General features: G+C 65.2%; 23 protein-coding genes. 9 read left to right on the plus strand and 14 right to left on the minus strand.

What is annotated here, in order from left to right; translation table 11 throughout:
- Positions 1–12 precede the first annotated feature (12 nt).
- A complete protein-coding gene (locus EN850_RS13555; RefSeq protein ID WP_136091496.1) occupies positions 13–594 on the plus strand; it encodes a histidine phosphatase family protein in 582 nt (193 codons plus the stop codon).
- Between the two features lie 310 nt (positions 595–904).
- On the opposite strand, the gene EN850_RS13560 is transcribed toward EN850_RS13555, so the two are convergent.
- The 3 genes from EN850_RS13560 to EN850_RS13570 all read right to left on the minus strand — a co-directional run bounded on the left by EN850_RS13560 (position 905) and on the right by EN850_RS13570 (position 3,236).
- Positions 905–1,306, minus strand: a complete 402-nt coding sequence (locus EN850_RS13560) for a VOC family protein (protein WP_127280128.1) — start codon at positions 1,304–1,306, stop codon at positions 905–907.
- Positions 1,307–1,405: 99 nt separating this feature from the next.
- Entirely contained in the window at positions 1,406–2,449 is a 1,044-nt protein-coding gene (locus EN850_RS13565; RefSeq protein WP_136091497.1) for an RNA polymerase subunit sigma-70, read from the minus strand.
- Positions 2,450–2,489: 40 nt separating this feature from the next.
- Complete coding sequence (locus EN850_RS13570; protein ID WP_136091498.1) at positions 2,490–3,236, minus strand: SDR family NAD(P)-dependent oxidoreductase; 747 nt, start codon at positions 3,234–3,236, stop codon at positions 2,490–2,492.
- A gap of 42 nt (positions 3,237–3,278) precedes the next feature.
- On the opposite strand from EN850_RS13570, the gene EN850_RS13575 reads away from it, so the two are divergent.
- Together EN850_RS13575 and EN850_RS13580 are read left to right on the plus strand one after the other, a co-directional pair.
- Entirely contained in the window at positions 3,279–3,473 is a 195-nt protein-coding gene (locus tag EN850_RS13575) for a hypothetical protein (RefSeq protein ID WP_136091499.1), read from the plus strand.
- A gap of 108 nt (positions 3,474–3,581) precedes the next feature.
- Complete coding sequence (locus EN850_RS13580; protein ID WP_135931734.1) at positions 3,582–3,995, plus strand: hypothetical protein; 414 nt, start codon at positions 3,582–3,584, stop codon at positions 3,993–3,995.
- A 34-nt stretch (positions 3,996–4,029) separates the two neighbouring features.
- Here the strand turns inward: EN850_RS13580 and EN850_RS13585 are convergent, their stop codons facing one another.
- From EN850_RS13585 to EN850_RS13610, 5 genes are all read right to left on the minus strand, one after another.
- Positions 4,030–4,803, minus strand: a complete 774-nt coding sequence (locus EN850_RS13585; RefSeq protein WP_189591096.1) for a pseudouridine synthase — start codon at positions 4,801–4,803, stop codon at positions 4,030–4,032.
- A gap of 100 nt (positions 4,804–4,903) precedes the next feature.
- Entirely contained in the window at positions 4,904–5,290 is a 387-nt protein-coding gene (locus EN850_RS13590) for a VOC family protein (RefSeq protein WP_136091500.1), read from the minus strand.
- 40 nt (positions 5,291–5,330) lie between these two features.
- A complete protein-coding gene (locus tag EN850_RS37130) occupies positions 5,331–6,644 on the minus strand; it encodes an alpha/beta fold hydrolase (RefSeq protein WP_246689200.1) in 1,314 nt (437 codons plus the stop codon).
- Positions 6,641–6,976, minus strand: a complete 336-nt coding sequence (locus EN850_RS13605; RefSeq protein ID WP_136091501.1) for a metalloregulator ArsR/SmtB family transcription factor — start codon at positions 6,974–6,976, stop codon at positions 6,641–6,643. The genes EN850_RS37130 and EN850_RS13605 overlap by 4 nt, the downstream gene beginning before the upstream one ends.
- Before the next feature lie 131 nt (positions 6,977–7,107).
- The gene (locus EN850_RS13610) at positions 7,108–7,989 is read right to left on the minus strand and encodes an aldo/keto reductase family oxidoreductase (protein WP_136091502.1); all 882 of its coding nucleotides are present in this window, start codon (positions 7,987–7,989) and stop codon (positions 7,108–7,110) included.
- Between the two features lie 93 nt (positions 7,990–8,082).
- Here EN850_RS13610 and EN850_RS13615 point away from each other — a divergent pair, with 93 nt between their 5' ends.
- Both EN850_RS13615 and EN850_RS13620 read left to right on the plus strand, forming a co-directional pair.
- Positions 8,083–8,988, plus strand: a complete 906-nt coding sequence (locus EN850_RS13615; protein WP_136091503.1) for a LysR family transcriptional regulator — start codon at positions 8,083–8,085, stop codon at positions 8,986–8,988.
- 160 nt (positions 8,989–9,148) lie between these two features.
- A complete protein-coding gene (locus EN850_RS13620; protein ID WP_136091504.1) occupies positions 9,149–11,065 on the plus strand; it encodes a diguanylate cyclase in 1,917 nt (638 codons plus the stop codon).
- A 98-nt stretch (positions 11,066–11,163) separates the two neighbouring features.
- Here the strand turns inward: EN850_RS13620 and EN850_RS13625 are convergent, their stop codons facing one another.
- Together EN850_RS13625 and EN850_RS13630 are read right to left on the minus strand one after the other, a co-directional pair.
- The gene (locus EN850_RS13625) at positions 11,164–11,385 is read right to left on the minus strand and encodes a hypothetical protein (protein WP_136091505.1); all 222 of its coding nucleotides are present in this window, start codon (positions 11,383–11,385) and stop codon (positions 11,164–11,166) included.
- A gap of 113 nt (positions 11,386–11,498) precedes the next feature.
- Entirely contained in the window at positions 11,499–11,726 is a 228-nt protein-coding gene (locus EN850_RS13630) for a polymerase (protein ID WP_127278833.1), read from the minus strand.
- 563 nt (positions 11,727–12,289) lie between these two features.
- Here EN850_RS13630 and EN850_RS13635 point away from each other — a divergent pair.
- A complete protein-coding gene (locus EN850_RS13635; RefSeq protein WP_135867398.1) occupies positions 12,290–12,586 on the plus strand; it encodes a DUF1236 domain-containing protein in 297 nt (98 codons plus the stop codon).
- Between the two features lie 61 nt (positions 12,587–12,647).
- On the opposite strand, the gene EN850_RS36345 is transcribed toward EN850_RS13635, so the two are convergent.
- Both EN850_RS36345 and EN850_RS13640 read right to left on the minus strand, forming a co-directional pair.
- Positions 12,648–12,794: a hypothetical protein gene (locus EN850_RS36345; RefSeq protein WP_189591098.1), complete on the minus strand. Its 147-nt coding sequence runs from the start codon at positions 12,792–12,794 to the stop codon at positions 12,648–12,650.
- Positions 12,795–12,851: 57 nt separating this feature from the next.
- Positions 12,852–13,331, minus strand: a complete 480-nt coding sequence (locus tag EN850_RS13640) for a DUF2127 domain-containing protein (RefSeq protein ID WP_127278847.1) — start codon at positions 13,329–13,331, stop codon at positions 12,852–12,854.
- Between the two features lie 46 nt (positions 13,332–13,377).
- Here EN850_RS13640 and EN850_RS13645 point away from each other — a divergent pair, with 46 nt between their 5' ends.
- Positions 13,378–13,920: a phosphatase PAP2 family protein gene (locus EN850_RS13645; protein ID WP_136091506.1), complete on the plus strand. Its 543-nt coding sequence runs from the start codon at positions 13,378–13,380 to the stop codon at positions 13,918–13,920.
- A gap of 121 nt (positions 13,921–14,041) precedes the next feature.
- Positions 14,042–14,494: an SRPBCC domain-containing protein gene (locus tag EN850_RS13650; RefSeq protein WP_136091507.1), complete on the plus strand. Its 453-nt coding sequence runs from the start codon at positions 14,042–14,044 to the stop codon at positions 14,492–14,494.
- Between the two features lie 98 nt (positions 14,495–14,592).
- Here the strand turns inward: EN850_RS13650 and EN850_RS13655 are convergent, their stop codons facing one another.
- Positions 14,593–15,459, minus strand: coding sequence for a helix-turn-helix transcriptional regulator (locus EN850_RS13655; protein WP_246689201.1), 867 nt, complete (start codon positions 15,457–15,459; stop codon positions 14,593–14,595).
- 87 nt (positions 15,460–15,546) lie between these two features.
- Between EN850_RS13655 and EN850_RS13660 the strand changes: the two genes are divergently transcribed.
- Positions 15,547–16,431, plus strand: a complete 885-nt coding sequence (locus EN850_RS13660; protein WP_136091509.1) for an SDR family oxidoreductase — start codon at positions 15,547–15,549, stop codon at positions 16,429–16,431.
- 266 nt (positions 16,432–16,697) lie between these two features.
- On the opposite strand, the gene EN850_RS13670 is transcribed toward EN850_RS13660, so the two are convergent.
- Complete coding sequence (locus EN850_RS13670; RefSeq protein ID WP_136091510.1) at positions 16,698–17,396, minus strand: RibD family protein; 699 nt, start codon at positions 17,394–17,396, stop codon at positions 16,698–16,700.
- Positions 17,397–17,483: the final 87 nt, after the last annotated feature.

The raw sequence follows: 17,483 nt of genomic DNA on the forward strand, positions 1-17,483 counted from the left end.
GAAAGGCATTCCATGAGCAGCGCGTTTCCACAGATCCATCTGGTCCGGCATGGCGAGACCGCGTGGAGCCTTTCGGGGCAGCATACAGGCCGCACCGATATGCCGCTGACGCCGGCCGGCGAAGCGGCGGCGCGCGGTGTGGCGGACCGCTTGAAAGGCCTGTCGTTTTCGGAGGTTTGGTCGAGCCCCTCGCAGCGCGCCTACAACACCAGCGTGCTTGCCGGCTTTGGGGCCGCGAGCCTCAAGCTGGACGATCTGCAGGAGTGGGATTACGGCGCCTATGAAGGGCGTACGACCAAGGAAATCCTGGCCGAGCGGCCGGGCTGGAACGTGTTTCGCGACGGTTGCCCGCAAGGCGAGATGGCGACCGATGTCGGCGCCCGCGCCGACAGGATTATCGACCGCCTGCGCAAGGCCAATGCCGACATACTGATTTTTTCCAGCGCGCATTTGCTGCGCGTGCTCGCCGCCCGCTGGCTCGGCCTGGCGCCCGAAAGCGGGGCGCTGTTCGTGCTCGACACGGCCAGCATCAGCGTGCTGGGTTATGAGCATGATCTGACCGAGCCGGTCGTGCGCAAGTGGAACGGGAAGTAGGCAGGCCACATCAACCAGATGTGGTGACGCCTATCGTCTTCGTCATCCACGGGCGAAGCAAGGAGCGAAGCGACGCGGCGCAGACCCCTGGAGCTGCTTCGCAGCCCAAGGGATCCATGCCGCGACTTCGGGGCGCAGCCACGGTGCGGAATTCTGCTCCGCTGCGCTTCACGGCAAAGGTCCCGGCATGGATCCTAGGGTCTCCGCGACGGAGCTGCGCTCCTGCTTCGCCCTAGGATGACGACGTGTTGGGTGGCTTAGGCTAATTCCGATGCTGGACGCTAATCAACTCAAACCGCGCGCCCGCCTCCTACCTCTCGAACTTCCTGATCGCCTCGGCGGTGATGGGCTGGAAGAAATTCACCAGATTGCCGTCGGGGTCGCGGAACAGCAGCGAGCGGTTGCCCCAGGGCATGGTGGTCGGCTCCTGCACGGTTGTCTTCTTGATGAGGTCCGACAGCCGGGCGAATTCGGCATCGACGTCGCCGACGCGGAACTCGAGGATGGCGGTGTGGTTGTCGGCGGGGCGGGCGATGTCGCCGCCGAACAGCATCAGGGTGCGCGTGCTGCCGATCGCCAGCGTGCAGGCCGGGGTCGCCAGTTCGGCGAAGTCTTCCGTGTATACGGTCACCGGCATGCCGGTGATCTCACCGTAGAAGCGCACGAGGCGCTGGACATCCGACGTGATGATGCGGACAGAGACGAAATTCATCGCATTGGCTCCTTGATCTCGAAGCCGCGAGCGGGCTTCCCAGCCGATGCATAGACCAGGCCTCCTGACAGCTTTCTGTCAGGAGAGGAGTTGCGACGGTTACGCTTCGGGTTCGGACCAGACCGGCGGCAGGCCGAAAGCCGCGAACAAAGCGGGGCCGAGCGGGCCGACATAGATCGTCAGCGCGGTGATCCGGCCGTCGGCCGGCTCGATGACGTGCAGCGATTGCGCGCGCCATTCCGGGTCGTGAAATCGCTGCGCGTAGATCGCGACCGCGGGCTGGCCGTTAGCCCTTGTCGCGACCGCGCGATAGCCGGCGAAATTGTTCCACACGGTCTTGAAGAAGCCGTGGATCGCCTGGCGCCCCTGATACCAGTCGTGCCATGGCGGCATGTGGTAGGTGGCGTCTTCGCGCAGCAGTTCGATGAAGCCGTCGAGATTGGCGGCCTCCCAGGTGCTGATATAGCGTTCGAGCAGCAGGTGCTCGTCGGGGCTTGGCCGCGCGCGCTGCAGTGGCCGCCCCTTGGGAAAGCGCTCGCCGAGTGTGGCGCGCGCGCGCTGCAGGGCGCTGTTGACCGACGCCGTCGAGCCGCCCAGCAATTGAGCCGCCTCCAGCGCCGACCAGCCGAGCACGTCGCACAGCAGCAGCACGGCTCGCTGCCTGGGCGGCAGAAGCTGGATCGCCGCGACGAAGGCCAGCCGGACGGCCTCACGGGTTTCGTAGCGTGCGTCCGGCCCGGGTGCGCCATCGGCGAGATCGGGCAGCTCGGCGTCCGGGTAAGGTTCCAGCCAGGCGAGTTCGGCGGCCGGCCCGGCAGCGGCGCGGCCTTCGGTCGACGGCCGTGCGGGCTCTTCGAGAATGCGGCGCGCCGACGACCTCGCCTTGATCGCGTTGAGGCAATTGTTGGTGGCAATGGCGTAGAGCCAGCCACGCGGCGAGCCGTGGCCGCCGAATTGCGCGCGGCCGCGCCATGCCTTCAGGAACGTGTCCTGGACGAGGTCGTCGGCCTCGTGCAGCGAGCCCATCATCCGGTAGCAGTGCAGCTTGAGTTCGCGGCGGTGGGTGGTGGTCAGGCGCTCGAAGGCAGGCCGGTCGAGGACCGGCCGGCCCGATGGCCCGGAAGCGCCAGGAGCATCTGTCATTTCCAGCCCGCCATGATGATTTCGGGCCATCCTGCGCGCCTCACGCCGCCGCCGCAAGGCCGCTGCCGCTCACCGTGAAGGCGGTGCCCTTCATCTTGCCGGCAGCAAGCGTCACCACGGCGCTGGCGACATCGGCGGGCGTCTGCATATCGGTCATGCTGGCCAGGAAATCCGCCGGGCTGATGCCGAGATAGGCCGAAACGCCCGATATGCCGCGCTGGCCGACGCCGGTGCCGGCCATGATGCGCATCGGCGCCAGCGCCATGAAACGCAGGCCGAGACCAAGCCGGTCGGCTTCCTTCTGGCTGTGGGCGGCGAGGAACAACTGCATGCGCTTGGCGCCGGAGTAGCCGCCGGAATTGGGCGGGCCGCCGCTGAATGCAGCGCCGCTGGAGATCAGCACCACGCGGCTGCCGGGCTTCAGCCGGCCGCGCAGCGCCGCCTGGCAGAACAGGAAGGACGCCTTGACGTCCATTTCCCAATTGGCCGAGAACTCGTCCCAGCCTTGGTCCTGAATCGGTGCCGACGGGGCGAAGGCACCGGCGCAGATCACCAGCACGTCCGGTTCGAGAGCGGCGAAGACCGCATCGGGGGCCGCCTCCTGCGTGGCATCCGCCACGAGCGTCTTTACGCCTGACGCCTCCCAGGAGAGTTCCTTCAGAGCGTCCGCGCCCCGGGCGACGGCGAGCACGGTTGCTCCCTCGCTCAGCGCCGCCTTCACGATGGAGCGGCCGACGCCCCGGCTGCCTCCGACGACGACGACATTTTGACCTTGCAACGATCCCATGGTTCACCTCGCTGTTCCGGCCCGGAGGAATTCCGGCGCCTGATGATCAGGACAGCCGAGGCGGGTGGAATTCATCGATACGTCGGTAAAAATCTTTCCGGGGCGCCTGTCAGGCGGCTCTCATTCGTTCGCCGCATGGCCCTCGAGGGCGCGACGTTTGCTGAAGCGCGCAGCAACGCCAGAGCCGATCTATTGCCTGAAGCAAAACGCATCGGCGGTATCCAGATTCTATTCTGATAACCAAGAATTGATTGGAAGTACTGCGCCCGTGATTGGCGATTGGCTCGAAAGCCATCCTAAAACTGTCGGCGGGTGAATTAATTCATAAGGCTGAGGGGAGTTGATATGATCCGCCGCACAACGGGTATCATGACGGTGCTAGCGCTTCTGGGGTTTTCGGTCTGTCCAGCCGCCGCGTATACCCACTCGTTCAGCTATGAAAAAACGGCACTCTCCGGACAGGAGATTTTTCTCTACGGAGGATCGACCCTCAACCCCGACTGTTCGAAGGCCGGCAAGGATGATTTGAGAGCAATTTCCGGACCAAGTCATGGAAAGCTCATGATTATGAACGGGAAGACCTATGCGCACTACGCCAAGAAAGATGCGCGTGCGAAATGCGATTCGCGCAAGGTCGACGGGATCAAGGTCATGTATCGATCGGCCCCTGGTTTCAAAGGGCGAGACGAGGTGACTTTGTCCCTTCATACCTACTATGGATATGCGTCCAAGACGGTCATCAGGATCAACGTCGAATAGCAGATTCGTTTTTTGGCTGGTGGCGCCGCGCCGCTTACTCAGCCAGCAACGCCAGCTCCGGCGCCGTCAGATGCCGCGCCGTGCCCTTGGCGAGGTTGCCGAGCGGCAGGCTGCCGATGGCGATGCGGATGAGGCGCTTGACCTCGATGCCGTGGGCGGCAAGCAGGCGGCGGATGTGGCGGTTCTTGCCTTCGTCGAGCACGATCTCCAGCCAGGCGGTGCGGCCGCCGCTGCGCAGGAGTTCGATCGCGTTTGCCGCCAGGGTCTCGCCGTCGACGGTGACGCCGGCGCGCAACCTGTCCAGCAGCGTTTCATCCGGCACCGTGGCGACCTGCACGTGATAGGTCTTGGGCAGATGCGAGGCTGGATCCATCAGCCGGTTGGCGAAGCGGGTGTCGTTGGTCATCAGCAGCAGGCCTTCGCTGGCCTTGTCGAGACGGCCGACCGGCGAGACATAGGGCAAATCGAGCCCTTCGAGACAGGCATAGACGGTGTCGCGCTGTTGCGGGTCGTCGCGGGTGGTGACCAGCCCGCGCGGCTTGTTCAGCATCAGATAGACCTTGCGCTCGGCGACGACCGCATCGCCATCGACGACGATGCGGTCGCGGTTCATGTCGACGCGCAGCGCCGCGTCACGCACCACCTTGCCGCCGACGCGCACGCGGCCCGCCGCGATCAGCACTTCGGCCTGCGTGCGCGAGCACAGGCCGAGTTTTGACAGCGCACGGTTCAGGCTGACGCCGGGAGGTCCGGCGCTGCGTGGCTTGCCGGCTGGCGGCCGGCCGGGCGGTGGTGGTCGTGCTGCCATTCTGTTGCCGGCGTTCCGTTCCGGCGGACAGATGCCACGGGGGAGGCGGGCACCGCAAGCCGGGCGCGGCCGGTCTGTTCCTGTCCCAGCAACAAGCGCTTCAGGCGGATGGCTCGGCCATCACGATAAAGTTGCCGCAGGTGTCGTCGAAGAAGGCCGATGTCACCGGGCCTGTGCGTTCCGGAGGCGCGAGAAATTTCACGCCGCGCGCGGTCAGCCGATCGAACTCGGCGTGGATGTCGCTGACGGTGATGAGCGCCGCCGGGAAACGGGCTTCGTAAAGCGCTTGCTGCGCGGCACGCGCCGGCGGGGCGCTGTTGGGTTCGAGCACCAGTTCCGTGCCGGCATCGTCGGGTGCCACCACCGTCAGCCAGCGGATCGGACCGCTGTCGTGATCATGCTTTTTCACGAACCCCACGACCGAGGTGTAGAAGGCCAGCGCCTTGTCCTGGTCGTCGACCTTGATGAGGATATGGCGAAGCCGCATGGTCGATTTCCTTTCATTCGCATGGGGTTGACGCCCGTACCTAATCCTGGCCGTTGAAGAACGCCGTCAGCACCGGGGCGTGCGCGGCCGGCCTCAGCATGTGGTTCTGGCCGGGCAGCGTCTGATAGCCTGCGTTGGGCAATGCGTTGGCCAGCGCCTTGTTGCCATGCCGCATCCATGGCGGGCTCTTGCCGCCGTCGCTCACCAGTACCGGCACGCGCAGCGATGCCCAGCGGGCGGGGTCGAGCGGCTTGCCAAGCTGATCGCCGCCGACGATGGCGCCATCATGCGGCAAGGTATGCGCCATCGCCTTGAGCCGTCGCCAGATCGGCATGAGCTTCATGAAGGCGATGAGCAGGCGGGGCATGCCCACCGATTTGAGGAAGGCGCTTACGGCGTCGCCGCGCCGGCCTTCGGCGACGGCGGTCTCGATCGTCGCCCAATCGGCCTGCGTGGTGGTGCGGCTGTCGTCGACGATCAGCGGCGCTTCGTAGAGCGCGAGCTTCTTGATGCCGGGCAGGCGGGTTGCCGCCATAAGCGCAAGCATGGCGCCCGACGACATGCCCCAGACATAGGCCTCGCCGCCGGCCGCCCGCAGCACGGCCTCGATGTCGTCGACCTCGCGTTCGACCGCGTAGGGCGCGGTGTCGCCGCTGTCGCCACGGCCACGACGGTCGTAGCGGAATACGGTGAAGTTGTCCGCGAGCGCCTTGGCCAGCGGACCGCTCGGCCCCATCGTGCGCGAGCACAGCGCGCCGTCGACGAGGATGAGCGGATGGCCCTGGCCGCGGCGCTCGCAGGCGATCGGCGTCCCATCCCGCGACAGCACGGCTTGCGTGGTCGGCTTGACGTTCTCAGCCAGCATGGTCGGTCCCCGCTCTATCACCTGCTCCAGCCGGTCGAAGCTCTGCATCCAGCCGCCGCGCATGCCGAGCGCCAGCAGGCGCTCGCGGTCGGCGGCACTCGCCAGCGTCACCTCGAAATGGACATGGGTCCGCATGCCGTCGGGCGTAAAGGTCACGGTGTGGCGGCTCCGGCCCGGCGGATTGCCGGCCCATTCGCGGATTTCCGGATCCGGTTCGTCGCAATAGCTCAGCCTGACGTTCTTGACGACTTCGAGATAGCTGCCCTGGTTGCGGTAGAGCGCGCCGCTGGCGGTCAGCATATCGATGCGCCAGCGGCCGCCGACGCGCACGTCGAGCACGCAGTGAGGAATGGTGCAATCCCTGATGCCCCACCACTGCGCCACCAGCCTGGGGTCGGTCCACAGCCGAAAGACGCGTGCCACCGGAGCCGCGAACACCCGTTCGATGGCGAAGCCGCGATCGGCGGTATCTTGGACGCTCTCGTTCATGGCGCCTTGTCCGCGTCGCGCCGCAGCAGATCCTCCATGCGGTCGAAGCGGCCTTCCCAGAGTTTTCGGTAATCGTCGAGCCAGTGGTCGATGTCGCGCAGCGGCTTGAGCTCGATGCGGCTCAGATGTTTCTGCGCCGCCCGGCTGCGGGTGACGAGGCCGGCCTGCTCCAGCACACCGACATGTTTGGAAACGGCCCGCACAGTGAGCGCGAAGGGTTGCGCGAGTTCGGCGACCGAGGCCTCGCCATCGAGCAGCCGGGCAAGGATCGCGCGCCGCGTCGGATCGGCGAGGGCGGCGAATGTGTGGTCGAGGGAGAGTTCGGCAGTCATTTATGGAACCAATCAGTTCTGGAACTAGTTGGTTCTATATAGAGCTTGCCCTACCTCGTCAACAAGTTTCGGAGAGAGCGGGGCGCTCGCCGGGAAGGAGTTTCCACCCCGGCAAGCCTGGCGTTGGAAGCTCAGGCGGCTGCCTTCTCGGCCGCGATGCCGTTCAGGATCTGGATCGCATCCGCCGGCAGCTTAAGTTCGGCCGCCGCCAGGTTCTCCCTGAGATGCCCGACCGACGAGGTACCGGGGATGAGCAGGATGTTGGGCGCGCGCTGCAACAGCCAGGCGAGCGCCACCTGCATGGGTGTGGCTCCGAGCTTTTGCGCGACGTCGGCAAGCGTGCTCGACTGCAGCGGCGTGAAACCGCCGAGCGGGAAGAACGGCACATAGGCGATGCCGTCGGCGGCAAGCTCGTCGATCAGCGCGTCATCCTCGCGGTGGGCGATGTTGTACTGGTTCTGCACGCAGACGATGTCGACCATGCCGCGCCCCTGCGCGATCTGTTTGCGGGTGACGTTGCTCAGGCCGATATGGCGCACAAGCCCCTGGCGCTGCAGTTCGGCGAGCGTGTCGAGCTGGGGCTCGAGCGACCCTTCGGCGGGTCCGTGGATGCCATGCATGGAGCGCAGGTTCACCACCTCGATCACGTCCAGTCCGAGATTGCGCAGATTGTCGTGCACGGCCTGCGTCAACTCCTGGGGAGACATTGCGGGAATCCACGATGCATCCGCGCCGCGCCGGGCACTGATCTTGGTGACGATGGTGAGGTTGGCGGGGTAGGGGTGCAGCGCCTCGCGGACGATCTGGTTGGTGACGTGGGGACCGTAGAAATCCGATGTGTCGATGTGGTCGACGCTGCTGGCAATCGCCTCGCGCAGCACGGCAAGGGCTGCCTCGCGGTCCTTCGGCGGGCCGAAGACGCCCGGGCCGGCCAGTTGCATGGCGCCGTAGCCGAGGCGCTTCACGGTGCGGTCGCCGAGCTTGAAGCTTCCGGCCTTGCTGATGTCGGTCATGGTGTCGTCTCCATTGGATCAGCCAGATATAGACAAGGCGCGCCTGCACGATAATATGGTGCAATCGGCACAGCCTGTGCGGAAAGGCGAACAATGGCGGCGAATCTGGGCGACCTCCAGGCATTCATGGCGGTGGCGCGCGCCGGCGGTTTTCGCGAGGCGGCCCGGGTGGGCGGCGTCAGCGCCTCCAGCCTCTCGGAGACGGTGCGGCGGCTGGAGAGCGAACTCGGCGTGCGGCTTCTCAACCGCACCACGCGCAGCGTGGCGCCGACCGAGGCCGGCGCGCGCCTGCTCGAACGGCTCGGTCCCGCGCTCGGCGAGGTCGAGGCAGCGCTCGACGTGGTCAACGGTTTTCGCGGCCGGCCGGCCGGCACGTTGCGGCTCAACGTGCCTGTGGTGGCGGCGAAACTGGTGCTGCCGCGCCTGTTGCCGCCCTTCCTCGCGGCCTATCCCGACATTCGCCTGGAAGTGACCGCCGAGGACAGTTTCGTCGACATACTGGCGAGCGGCTGCGATGCCGGCATCCGCTATGACGAGCGGCTGGAGCGGGACATGATCGCCGTGCCGATCGGCCCGCGCCGCCAGCGCTTCGCCACCGCCGCCGCGACGGCCTATCTCGACCGGCGCGGCCGGCCCGAGCACCCGCGCGACCTGCTTGATCACGCCTGCCTGCGCGGACGCTTCGCCAGCGGCTTCACGCCGCCCTGGGAGTTCGAACGCGACGGTGAGGAGGTGAGCGTCGAGCCGACCGGCCCGCTGCTGGTCAGCACCGGCACCGCAATGGCGCTCGCGCTCGAGGTGGCCGTCGCCGGCGGCGGCATTGTCAGTCTGTTCGAGGACTGGCTGCATCCCTATTTCGACGATGGCAGGCTGGAGCCGGTGCTGGAGCCCTGGTGGCAGGAATTTTCAGGCCCGTACCTCTACTATCCCGGCCGCCGCCTGACGCCGGCGCCGCTGCGCGCGTTCATCGACTTTGTCGCTGGGATGCGGTGGGACTGATCCCGGACCGAAATCGTGCCGCACATCGCGCCGGCCTTTTCGGCGTGTCGCCGCGGTTGCTTTCGACCAAAGGGCAAATCCCCGATGTAACACTTTGTTGTCATTGAGGGCCTATCGAGGAGGCGATACGGCGAAAGCCCGGTGAAAGGAAAGGCGCGCAATGGGTTCGCCCTGGTCCGAATTGCTGGCCAATCTCGCGGTCGTCGCGATGTTCGTTTCAGTCTGGATCCACACCCATGTGTGGCTGGATCGCTGGCCGGCCGCCGCGAAGGCAGCGGCCTTCGGCCTGCTGATGGGCGCCGGCGCCATCGTCCTGATGCTGACACCCATGCAGTTGCAGCCGGGCGTGTTCGCCGATCTCAGGGCGACGATGATTGCCGTTGCCGGCTTCTTCGGCGGCCCTGTCGCCGGCATCGTCGCCGGGGTCATGGCCGGTGCCTTCCGGACTTTCGAGGGCGGCATCGGCGCCTTCGCCGGCGCCGTGGGGATCGCGGCCGCCATGCTGGTTGGCGTTGCCGGCAATCTTGCCCTGAAGGGCCGCCGCGCCACCATGATCGACATCATGATCCTTGGCGCGGCCGCCGCGGCGGCCTCACTGCTTGGCCTCAGCGTGCTGCCGCGGGATGTCCTGCAGATGGTGCTGCCGAAGGTGGCGCTGCCGTCCTCCCTGCTCATCTTCGTCTCGGTGGTGCTGTCGGGGCTGACGCTCTACCAGGAGCGGCGTCGCCTCGAAGCGCTGCAGTCCCGGCGCATCTACAAGGCCGTGGTGGAGACGCTGCCCGATTGCCTCAACGTCAAGGATCTCGACGGGCGGTTCATCGCGGCCAATCCGGCGACGGCGGAACTGATGCATGCGACCGACGCCAAGGCACTGATCGGCAAAACGGATTTCGACTTCTTTCCGCGTGAGACGGCGCAGGGCTTCCGCGAGGACGAGCTTGCCGTGCTGGCCTCGGGCGCTTCGTCGACCATCGAACAGCGCCTTCACCACGAGGACGGCACCGATGGCTGGCTGGCGACCTTGAAGGCGCCCTTTCGGGATCGGAGCGGAGCCATCATCGGCCTGATCACGCACAATCGCGACATCACCGTTCGCAAGCAGCTTGAGAACGAGCTGGCGGAAAGCCAGGCAAGGCTCGGAGACGCCCTGACGCACATGGCCGACGGCCTGGTGATGTTCGATCCGGACGGCAGGCTGGTGCTGTGCAACGCCCGGTACCGCGCCATGTTTCCGAAGACGGCGGACATGAGGGTGCCGGGTGCCGATTACCGCGACATCCTGCGCGCCTCGGCGGAGCGCGGCGAAGGGACCACGCCGCCGGACGCGGTCGAAGACTGGATCGCCGGCATCATGGCCGCGCAGAAGCTCGTCAGTCACCGCCAGGTCCAGCTTGCCGACGGGCGCTGGCTCGATGTGCGCACCCGGCCGACCGGCTATGGCGGCAGCCTCAGCGTGTTTTCCGACATCACCGAGGCCAAGCAGGTCGAGGCCGAACTGATGGCCGCCAATGAGAAGCTGAACCTTCTGGCGCACCGCGACGGCCTGACCGAACTGTTGACGCGGCGCGCCTTCGACGAAGCGCTGGCGCGCGAATTCGCCCGCACCAGCCGCAACGCAATGCCGCTCAGCCTGCTCATCATCGACGTCGATTGGTTCAAGCGGTTCAACGACTATTACGGCCATCCGGCGGGCGATGAATGCCTGCGCGTCGTCAGCCGCTGCATCGAGGCGGCAGCCCGCCGGCCGGCGGACGCCGCCGCCCGCTATGGCGGCGAGGAGTTCGCGATCATCCTGCCGGAGACCGATGCGCGGGGCGCCTTCGTCATCGCCGAAAACCTCAGGAGCAAGGTGCGCGACCTCGCTCTTGGGCATGCCGGCAGCGAAAAAGGCATTGTTACCGTCAGCATCGGTGTCGGTACATTCGATGCCGGCGGAGCCGCCATGGAGATCGCCGATCTTTTGAATCGTGCGGACGAGGCGCTCTACGGCGCCAAGGCCGCGGGGCGGGACCGAGTGCATGGATGGCGTCCTCACCTCAGCGACCAACGCGCGACCGGTTCGCGGCGCAAGACTTGAGTCTTCCTAGGCCTGGGGCCGGGCTGCCGGGTAGAATCCGAGGGTGAACTGGCGATTGCCTGAATGAGGATTCGGCGGGCGCCTCTCTCTCAGCTGCTTCAACCGTTGTGGCCTGAATCCATGCTTGCGGGATCGAGCTTCACAAGCCGAGCTTTCGCCTCGCCGACGCGTTGTTGCGCGGATCGTATCCTGTCGCAAAGCCTCAGATTGATACCGACTCCACAGTCCTCGTCCAGCATCGCGTTTGCACGTTCCAGGGCAAGTTCCGCTCGGTTGAGGCGCTGCCTCGCCCGGGCCAGTTCCAAGGTCAGAAGTTCCATTACTCCGCTTCCGTGGTTGCGGTCCCTTCCACTGGGAAACCCTTGCCGATTGGTTTGGTTCCGGGCTGTTCGGGCGCGGCTGCATTCGCTGGCGCGCATGCCCATGATGCCCGTCAGGACGGCCTCGGACGGGCAATGCTGGTGTCGAAAGTGCCTGGGAGGACAGGGGCGCCACCGCGGCCGGTCGACGATGTCGTCATCGTGTCAACCGGCACAATGATGACCATGCGAGCGTGCTGCTCCGGCCATAATGGCTTTCCGAAAAGGAAGAAGGTGCTGGCGAGAAAACAAACCAGCAAGAGGATGGCCAAGGTGTTGGCGATGATGTCACCAAGTTGCATTTTCCCTCTCCTCCAAATCACGCATCGACAATCGTGAACGGGCATCAGCGGATGCCGAGCCCTCCGCCAAAGCAGGCGGGGCTGTCTTTCTCGAAGCGGGCTGCTACCAGCTCGACGTGAAGGTGACGAGCAATGCGGGAATCAACGCCGATAACGGGACCGCCATCAGCAGCACCATCTCGATAAGACGGGTTTCCTTGTCGCCGAACATCACAACCTCCTCCCGTCTCGGCCCGATGCCGGGGAATTCAGGGTTCGCTCACCAACTGGACGCAGTGAGCGAACCCTATTGGCGCAGGAAGGGACGTAGCTGCGCCAATTCGCTAAAAACATGGGGCTGCTTACTGATATCAGTCAGCTGCCTGCCATCACGGAGCGACAACGAGTGCGAAAGGCGACCGTTCCCGGCGGGAGCGGCGGCAGGACCATTGCGTTCTTGAATGGGACCTAAGTCCGAGGTTGGCCCGACCGAAGCCCGACCGGGGAACGTTCATCCGTGCCTGAAGTTCGATCCTCAGCGCGGCGACAATCCTGTGCTGTGCCGATTTCAAATGGAGGAATTCATGAACAAGAATCTTGCCGCCGTGGCCGCGGTTCTGTTGCTCGCGGGTGTCGGCGCAGCCGCCGCCGAAGACGTCATCATCCAGCCCGAGCAGGAAACGGTGATCAAGGAATATGTGAAGAAGCAGCCGCTGGCTTCGGTGAAGGTTCCCGGCGTCGAACTCAGCCTCGGCACGGCTCTGCCCGACACGGTCGAGCTTCACGAAGTCCCCAATGTCAAATATCGCTACACCGTGATCGATGACCGGACGGTGATCGTGGATCCAGGCACCCACAAGATCATCAAGATCATCCAGTAACAACGCCCGGCCCGCCACCGGACTGGTGGCGGGCCGGCTGCAAAGCGGGTTGCCCGCGCAATCAGAACTTGCGCGGGTCGATACCCTTGGTGCCCGGCCCGTAAGGGCTTGGATAAATCTCGCCGATGGTCATGAGTTCGATTTCGCCGTCGAGCGTCGAGCCGATGATCCTGACCCCGGGATCATCGCAGCAGAACCCTGAGATCACCTGCCGGCATTCGGCGCATGGCACGCCGGAATAGGGGCCGTGGCAGACGACGCCCCCCTAACGGCTTGCCACCTTGTGGCGCAGAACGAGGCGGTATTCATGCCAGATCAGCCAGATGACGACGAGGTCGAATATGGTGAGCACGATCAGCCCCGCGGAGCGGGTATAGCTGAAGCGGTAGAGCTGGTAGACGATAAACAGCAGCAAGGCGACCAGCGAGGCCGGATAGGCCCACAGCTTCCCCCTCAGCAGCCCCGCCACCAGGGCAATCTTGATGAGGCCATGGCTGAGAAGGTAAAATGCGTAGAAATGCTGCGTGCCGACGGAGAAATGGTTCGCCGCGTCCATCAGATGGCCGGCGATGAAATCATGCGGGTCCTCGACCAGTTCTTCCTGCGTCAGCCTGTTCACCAGCGACACGATGGTGCTGGTGCTGACAAAGGCGAGCAGCAGGCCGCCGACGCATTCGATGAGCGCATGTGCGCCCTTAAGCAGCAGGCTGACTTCGAAAATCTGGTGGACACGCTGCTCGTTCATGGCTCTCCTGCCATTTGGCGTGGCGGCTCGACGGTAAGGTGAATTGATGGACGTGACGACTACACATTGGATCAATTCGGCGGCGGGAATAAGCCCGGCGCTGGATCTGATCATGATCTCGGTGACGAAATTCGGTGTCCCGCTCCTGATCGCCTGCGTGGTGCTGCAATGGTGGAGCAGGACGGACCGGACCCACGTCCGCCATGCCGCGATCGCGGCCGGATTGTCTTTCCTGATCGGACTTGGCGCCAACCAGATCATCCTGCTTTTCGTGCATCGTGTGCGTCCCTACGACGCCGGTGTGACCCACCTCATCATTCCCGCCAGCGCCGACTGGTCGTTCCCCTCGGATCACGCGACGGCGGCTTTCGCCATCGTTGCCGCATTCGCCCTGCAGGCGCTTCCTGGACGCGCGCTGATCTTCGGAGCCATGGCGGTGCTGATCTGCTGGTCGAGGCTGTTTGTGGGCACCCATTACGTCACGGATGTGCTTGGCGGTGCCTTGACCGGCATTGCCGCTGCGGTACTCGTCCGCGCCCTCTACCGTGAGGATTCGCGGCTTGACCGGCTGGCGACAAGTATCCTGTGATGGAAATCGGTCGTCGAACAGACCCGGCGTGCAATCCTGCCGGGGCAAGTTCGGAAAGATCGGTCCATAATGTTGCCCGGCGTGGTTCCGGTCGCGTCGCTGCAGCAATGTCGCTGCATTCGTGACCGGTTCCCTCGACACCACGCCGATCGTCAAGGCCATCGCCATCGATGCCGACCCGGCCAAGGTCTGGCAGGTGCTGACCACGCCGTCGATGATTGCGCAATGGATGTCCGACGAAGAGCTTGATGTCAGCCTCGAGGCGCATGCCGGCGGCGCGATCGTGATACGCGGCGTGCTGCATGGCATGCCGTTCGAGAACCACGGCGCGGTCCGGGCCTTCGAGCCGGACAAGAGCTTCGCCTACAGCTATTGGAGCACGCTGTCGGCCTCGCGCCTGGCTGATATGCCGGAAAACCACACTGTGGTCGGCTTCGCGCTCGCGCCGGCGGATCAGGGAACGCTGCTGACCTTGACGCTCAGCGGCTTCGCCGAACCGTCGATCCGTCCGCATGCCAATCTTTACTGGGGGCCGACCTTGCGGATCCTGAAGACGATGTGCGAAGGCCCCTAGAGCCGTTCCGCATTTCTCGGAATCGCCGAACGGCTCTAACTCTTTGTTTTTACGCAATCCCGAACGGAAAACCGTTTCACACTTTTCCTGGAATTGCTCTAAGGCGTGGTGGGCTTCATCGACGGGTCCGTCGCGTCTCGCTCCTTGCGGCGCCGGGCGAGGTCGCGGATGCGGTCGGCGACCTTGCTGTCCACCGGGTTGTAGACGGTCAAGCTGAGGTCCGGCCGGCCATCGACCGCGAAGGCCGAATATTCGAGCTCGATGTCGCCGAGTTCGGGGTGCTTCAGGCGCTTGGTCCCGTCGCCATGGGCGAGCACGTCGTTCTCCCGCCACAGGGTGGCGAATTCGGGGCTGGCGCCGCACAATTCCTCCACCAGTTGGGCGACCTCGGACACCGCGCCGGCGCGCGCCGCGTCGGCCCGGAACGCGCCGACCACGAAACGGGCAAGGTTCTCCCAATCGTGCTGCTTGGCGCGGATGGCGGGGCTCAGGAACATGAAGCGCAGTATGTTGCGCTGGCCGTGGGGCAAGGTGCTGTAGTCGGTCATTACGACTTGCGCGGCGCTGTTCCAGGCGACGACATCCCAGGTCGCCGTCTTGATCAGGGCAGGGCTTGCCTCGAGCGTGTCGATCAGGCGCTGCAGCCTGGGGCTGACGCCGTCGGCGCGGAGGTAGCGGACCTCGGGCGGACGCCCCAGCCCCAGCATGAAAAGATGTTCGCGCTCGGCCTCGGTCAGCAGCAGGCCCTTGGCGATGCGGTTCAGCACGTCGGCCGAGGGTGCGCCGCCGCGGCCCTGTTCCAGCCATGTGTACCAGGTCGGGCTGATGTTGGCGCGCTGGGCAACCTCTTCGCGGCGCAGCCCAGGCGTGCGCCTGCGCCCGGAGAAGCCGAACGACGAGGGGTCCAGCCGGGTGCGCCGGTCTTTCAGGAACGCAGCGAGCGAGCCGTTGGAGGCGTTGGGCATCCTGTTAGCCATTATACCATGATAAGATCACTACTTTAATGGAATAATAGAGCAGCGATATTACGCAGGCAACCCAGGAGATTTTGCATGCGTATCTTTCTCACCGGCGCGACCGGCTTCATCGGTTCGGCGCTCGTTCCCGAACTTCTTCAGGCCGGCCATCAGGTGGTCGGCGTCACCCGTTCTGAGGCGGGCGCGCAGGCGTTGGCAGCCGCCGGCGCCGAGGTGTATCGCGGAACCCTCGAGGATCCGAAAGGCTTGCGTGACGGCGCGGCCAAGGCGGAAGCGGTGATCCACACCGCGTTCGACCATGATTTCTCGCGGTTTGTCGAGAATTGCGAAAAGGACAGCCGTGTCATCGCCGCGCTTGGCGAGGCGCTCGCCGGCTCCGACCGGCCGCTGGTGATCACGTCGGGCGTCGGCATGGGCAGCCCCGGCCATGGCCAACTGGCGGTCGAGGATGTCTTCAACGCCGGTCACGCGAATCCCCGCATCGCCTCGGAACTCGCCGGCAATGCCTTGTTGGAGGCCGGCATCAATCTTTCGGTACTGCGCCTGCCGCAGGTGCATGACACGAGGAAGCAAGGCCTCATCTCGCCGCTCATCGAGATCGCGCGCCAGAAGGGCGTTTCGGCCTATGTCGGCGAAGGCCGCAATCGCTTTTCGGCGGGCCATGTGCTCGACGCCGCGCGCCTCTACCGGCTCGCGGTGGAAAAGCGCCAACCCGGCGCGCGCTATCACGCCGTCGGCGAGGAAGGCGTCGAGGTGCGCGCGATCGCCGAGGCGCTTGGCCGGGGCCTGAACCTGCCGGTCGTTTCGATCGCGCCGGAAAAGGCGGCGGAGCATTTCGGCTGGATGGCGATGTTCGCCCCCATGGACCTGCCGGCCTCCAGCGCGCTGACCCAGGCGCGGCTCGGCTGGCATCCGACCGGCCCGACGCTGATCGGGGATCTCGACGCCATGCGATACTGATGGGCCGGTAGCAACGTTCGGAAGTGGCCGAGGCTTCTAAACTTCGTCATCCCAGGGCGCAGCAGGAGCGAAGCTCCGTCGCGGAGACCCTGGGATCCATTCCGTGACCTGGGCCGAAGAGCGCAGCGGAGCAGAATTCTTCACTGTGGCGGGGCTCAGGAGTCCCGGCATGGATCCTCGGGTCTGCGCCGCGTCGCTTCGCTCCTTGCTCCGCCCGTGGATGACGAAACGATGGAGGCATGCAGTCCAAAAACGCAAGCACGAGATCAGCCAGCGCTGACAGCATAGCGCAAGTGAACAAGCCCGTGCGCCAGTGCTTCGCAACTCGTCAGCGACAGTTGCATCTTGCCCGCCAGGCCCGCCTCGCCGAACTCGACAAAGCCCTGGTTCGCTGCCCGCGCATCAAGCGCGGGAGCGATGAGAAGGCTGAGCTCATCGACAAGCCCCGCCGCCAGGAAGGAGCCGTTGATGCCGGCGCCGCCCTCGAGCAGCAGCCGGCGGATGCCGAGTTCGCGCCCTAGCACGTCGAGCGTTTCGGCGAGATCGATGTCGGCCGTTTCCGACACGATGTAGGACACGCCGTCGGCGGCGAGTTCGGCCAGATGGCTGTCCTCGACATCATGCCCAAGCAGCACGACGACATGATCGCCGCCGATGTCGGGCCTGGCAAAGTGCAGCTTGCCGGAGGCATCGAGCGCCAAGGCATAGCTGCCCACGTCGCGCCGCGCGAAATGATGCGGCCGCTCGACCTTGCCAGCATGCGCCGGCGGGTGCGCGCCGGCCTTGCTCATCTCGGCCATGGTGACGCGGCCGACGATCCAGGCGTCGCCTTCGAGGTCGTTGTGGATCTGTTCATAGAGGCCAGACCATTCGGCCCGGCTGCCGTCGGGGCTTTCGGTATAGCGGCTCGGATGAAGGCCGCCGTCGAGCGAGGCAAGCATATGGCAGATGATGTGCGGCTTCATATGGGTGTCTCCGTTTGTCGGCGTTGGCCAGTCCAAAGGTAATGCCGGGTCGGAAAAATGGAAGCCGACGTGGCGTGCCTTGAGGCT

Source organism: Mesorhizobium sp. M8A.F.Ca.ET.207.01.1.1 (genome assembly GCF_004794715.1).
Taxonomy (GTDB): Bacteria; Pseudomonadota; Alphaproteobacteria; order Rhizobiales; family Rhizobiaceae; genus Mesorhizobium.

Excerpts from the sequence above, each read along its gene's own strand:
- EN850_RS13555 (WP_136091496.1), top strand. The coding sequence starts at position 13 with ATGAGCAGCGCGTTTCCACAGATCCATCTGGTCCGGCATGGCGAGACC.
- EN850_RS13560 (WP_127280128.1), bottom strand. The coding sequence starts at position 1,306 with ATGAATTTCGTCTCTGTCCGCATCATCACGTCGGATGTCCAGCGCCTC.
- EN850_RS13565 (WP_136091497.1), bottom strand. The coding sequence starts at position 2,449 with ATGACAGATGCTCCTGGCGCTTCCGGGCCATCGGGCCGGCCGGTCCTC.
- EN850_RS13570 (WP_136091498.1), bottom strand. The coding sequence starts at position 3,236 with ATGGGATCGTTGCAAGGTCAAAATGTCGTCGTCGTCGGAGGCAGCCGG.
- EN850_RS13575 (WP_136091499.1), top strand. The coding sequence starts at position 3,279 with ATGATCAGGACAGCCGAGGCGGGTGGAATTCATCGATACGTCGGTAAA.
- EN850_RS13580 (WP_135931734.1), top strand. The coding sequence starts at position 3,582 with ATGATCCGCCGCACAACGGGTATCATGACGGTGCTAGCGCTTCTGGGG.
- EN850_RS13585 (WP_189591096.1), bottom strand. The coding sequence starts at position 4,803 with ATGGCAGCACGACCACCACCGCCCGGCCGGCCGCCAGCCGGCAAGCCA.
- EN850_RS13590 (WP_136091500.1), bottom strand. The coding sequence starts at position 5,290 with ATGCGGCTTCGCCATATCCTCATCAAGGTCGACGACCAGGACAAGGCG.
- EN850_RS37130 (WP_246689200.1), bottom strand. The coding sequence starts at position 6,644 with ATGAACGAGAGCGTCCAAGATACCGCCGATCGCGGCTTCGCCATCGAA.
- EN850_RS13605 (WP_136091501.1), bottom strand. The coding sequence starts at position 6,976 with ATGACTGCCGAACTCTCCCTCGACCACACATTCGCCGCCCTCGCCGAT.
- EN850_RS13610 (WP_136091502.1), bottom strand. The coding sequence starts at position 7,989 with ATGACCGACATCAGCAAGGCCGGAAGCTTCAAGCTCGGCGACCGCACC.
- EN850_RS13615 (WP_136091503.1), top strand. The coding sequence starts at position 8,083 with ATGGCGGCGAATCTGGGCGACCTCCAGGCATTCATGGCGGTGGCGCGC.
- EN850_RS13620 (WP_136091504.1), top strand. The coding sequence starts at position 9,149 with ATGGGTTCGCCCTGGTCCGAATTGCTGGCCAATCTCGCGGTCGTCGCG.
- EN850_RS13625 (WP_136091505.1), bottom strand. The coding sequence starts at position 11,385 with ATGGAACTTCTGACCTTGGAACTGGCCCGGGCGAGGCAGCGCCTCAAC.
- EN850_RS13630 (WP_127278833.1), bottom strand. The coding sequence starts at position 11,726 with ATGCAACTTGGTGACATCATCGCCAACACCTTGGCCATCCTCTTGCTG.
- EN850_RS13635 (WP_135867398.1), top strand. The coding sequence starts at position 12,290 with ATGAACAAGAATCTTGCCGCCGTGGCCGCGGTTCTGTTGCTCGCGGGT.
- EN850_RS13640 (WP_127278847.1), bottom strand. The coding sequence starts at position 13,331 with ATGAACGAGCAGCGTGTCCACCAGATTTTCGAAGTCAGCCTGCTGCTT.
- EN850_RS13645 (WP_136091506.1), top strand. The coding sequence starts at position 13,378 with ATGGACGTGACGACTACACATTGGATCAATTCGGCGGCGGGAATAAGC.
- EN850_RS13655 (WP_246689201.1), bottom strand. The coding sequence starts at position 15,459 with ATGCCCAACGCCTCCAACGGCTCGCTCGCTGCGTTCCTGAAAGACCGG.
- EN850_RS13660 (WP_136091509.1), top strand. The coding sequence starts at position 15,547 with ATGCGTATCTTTCTCACCGGCGCGACCGGCTTCATCGGTTCGGCGCTC.
- EN850_RS13670 (WP_136091510.1), bottom strand. The coding sequence starts at position 17,396 with ATGAAGCCGCACATCATCTGCCATATGCTTGCCTCGCTCGACGGCGGC.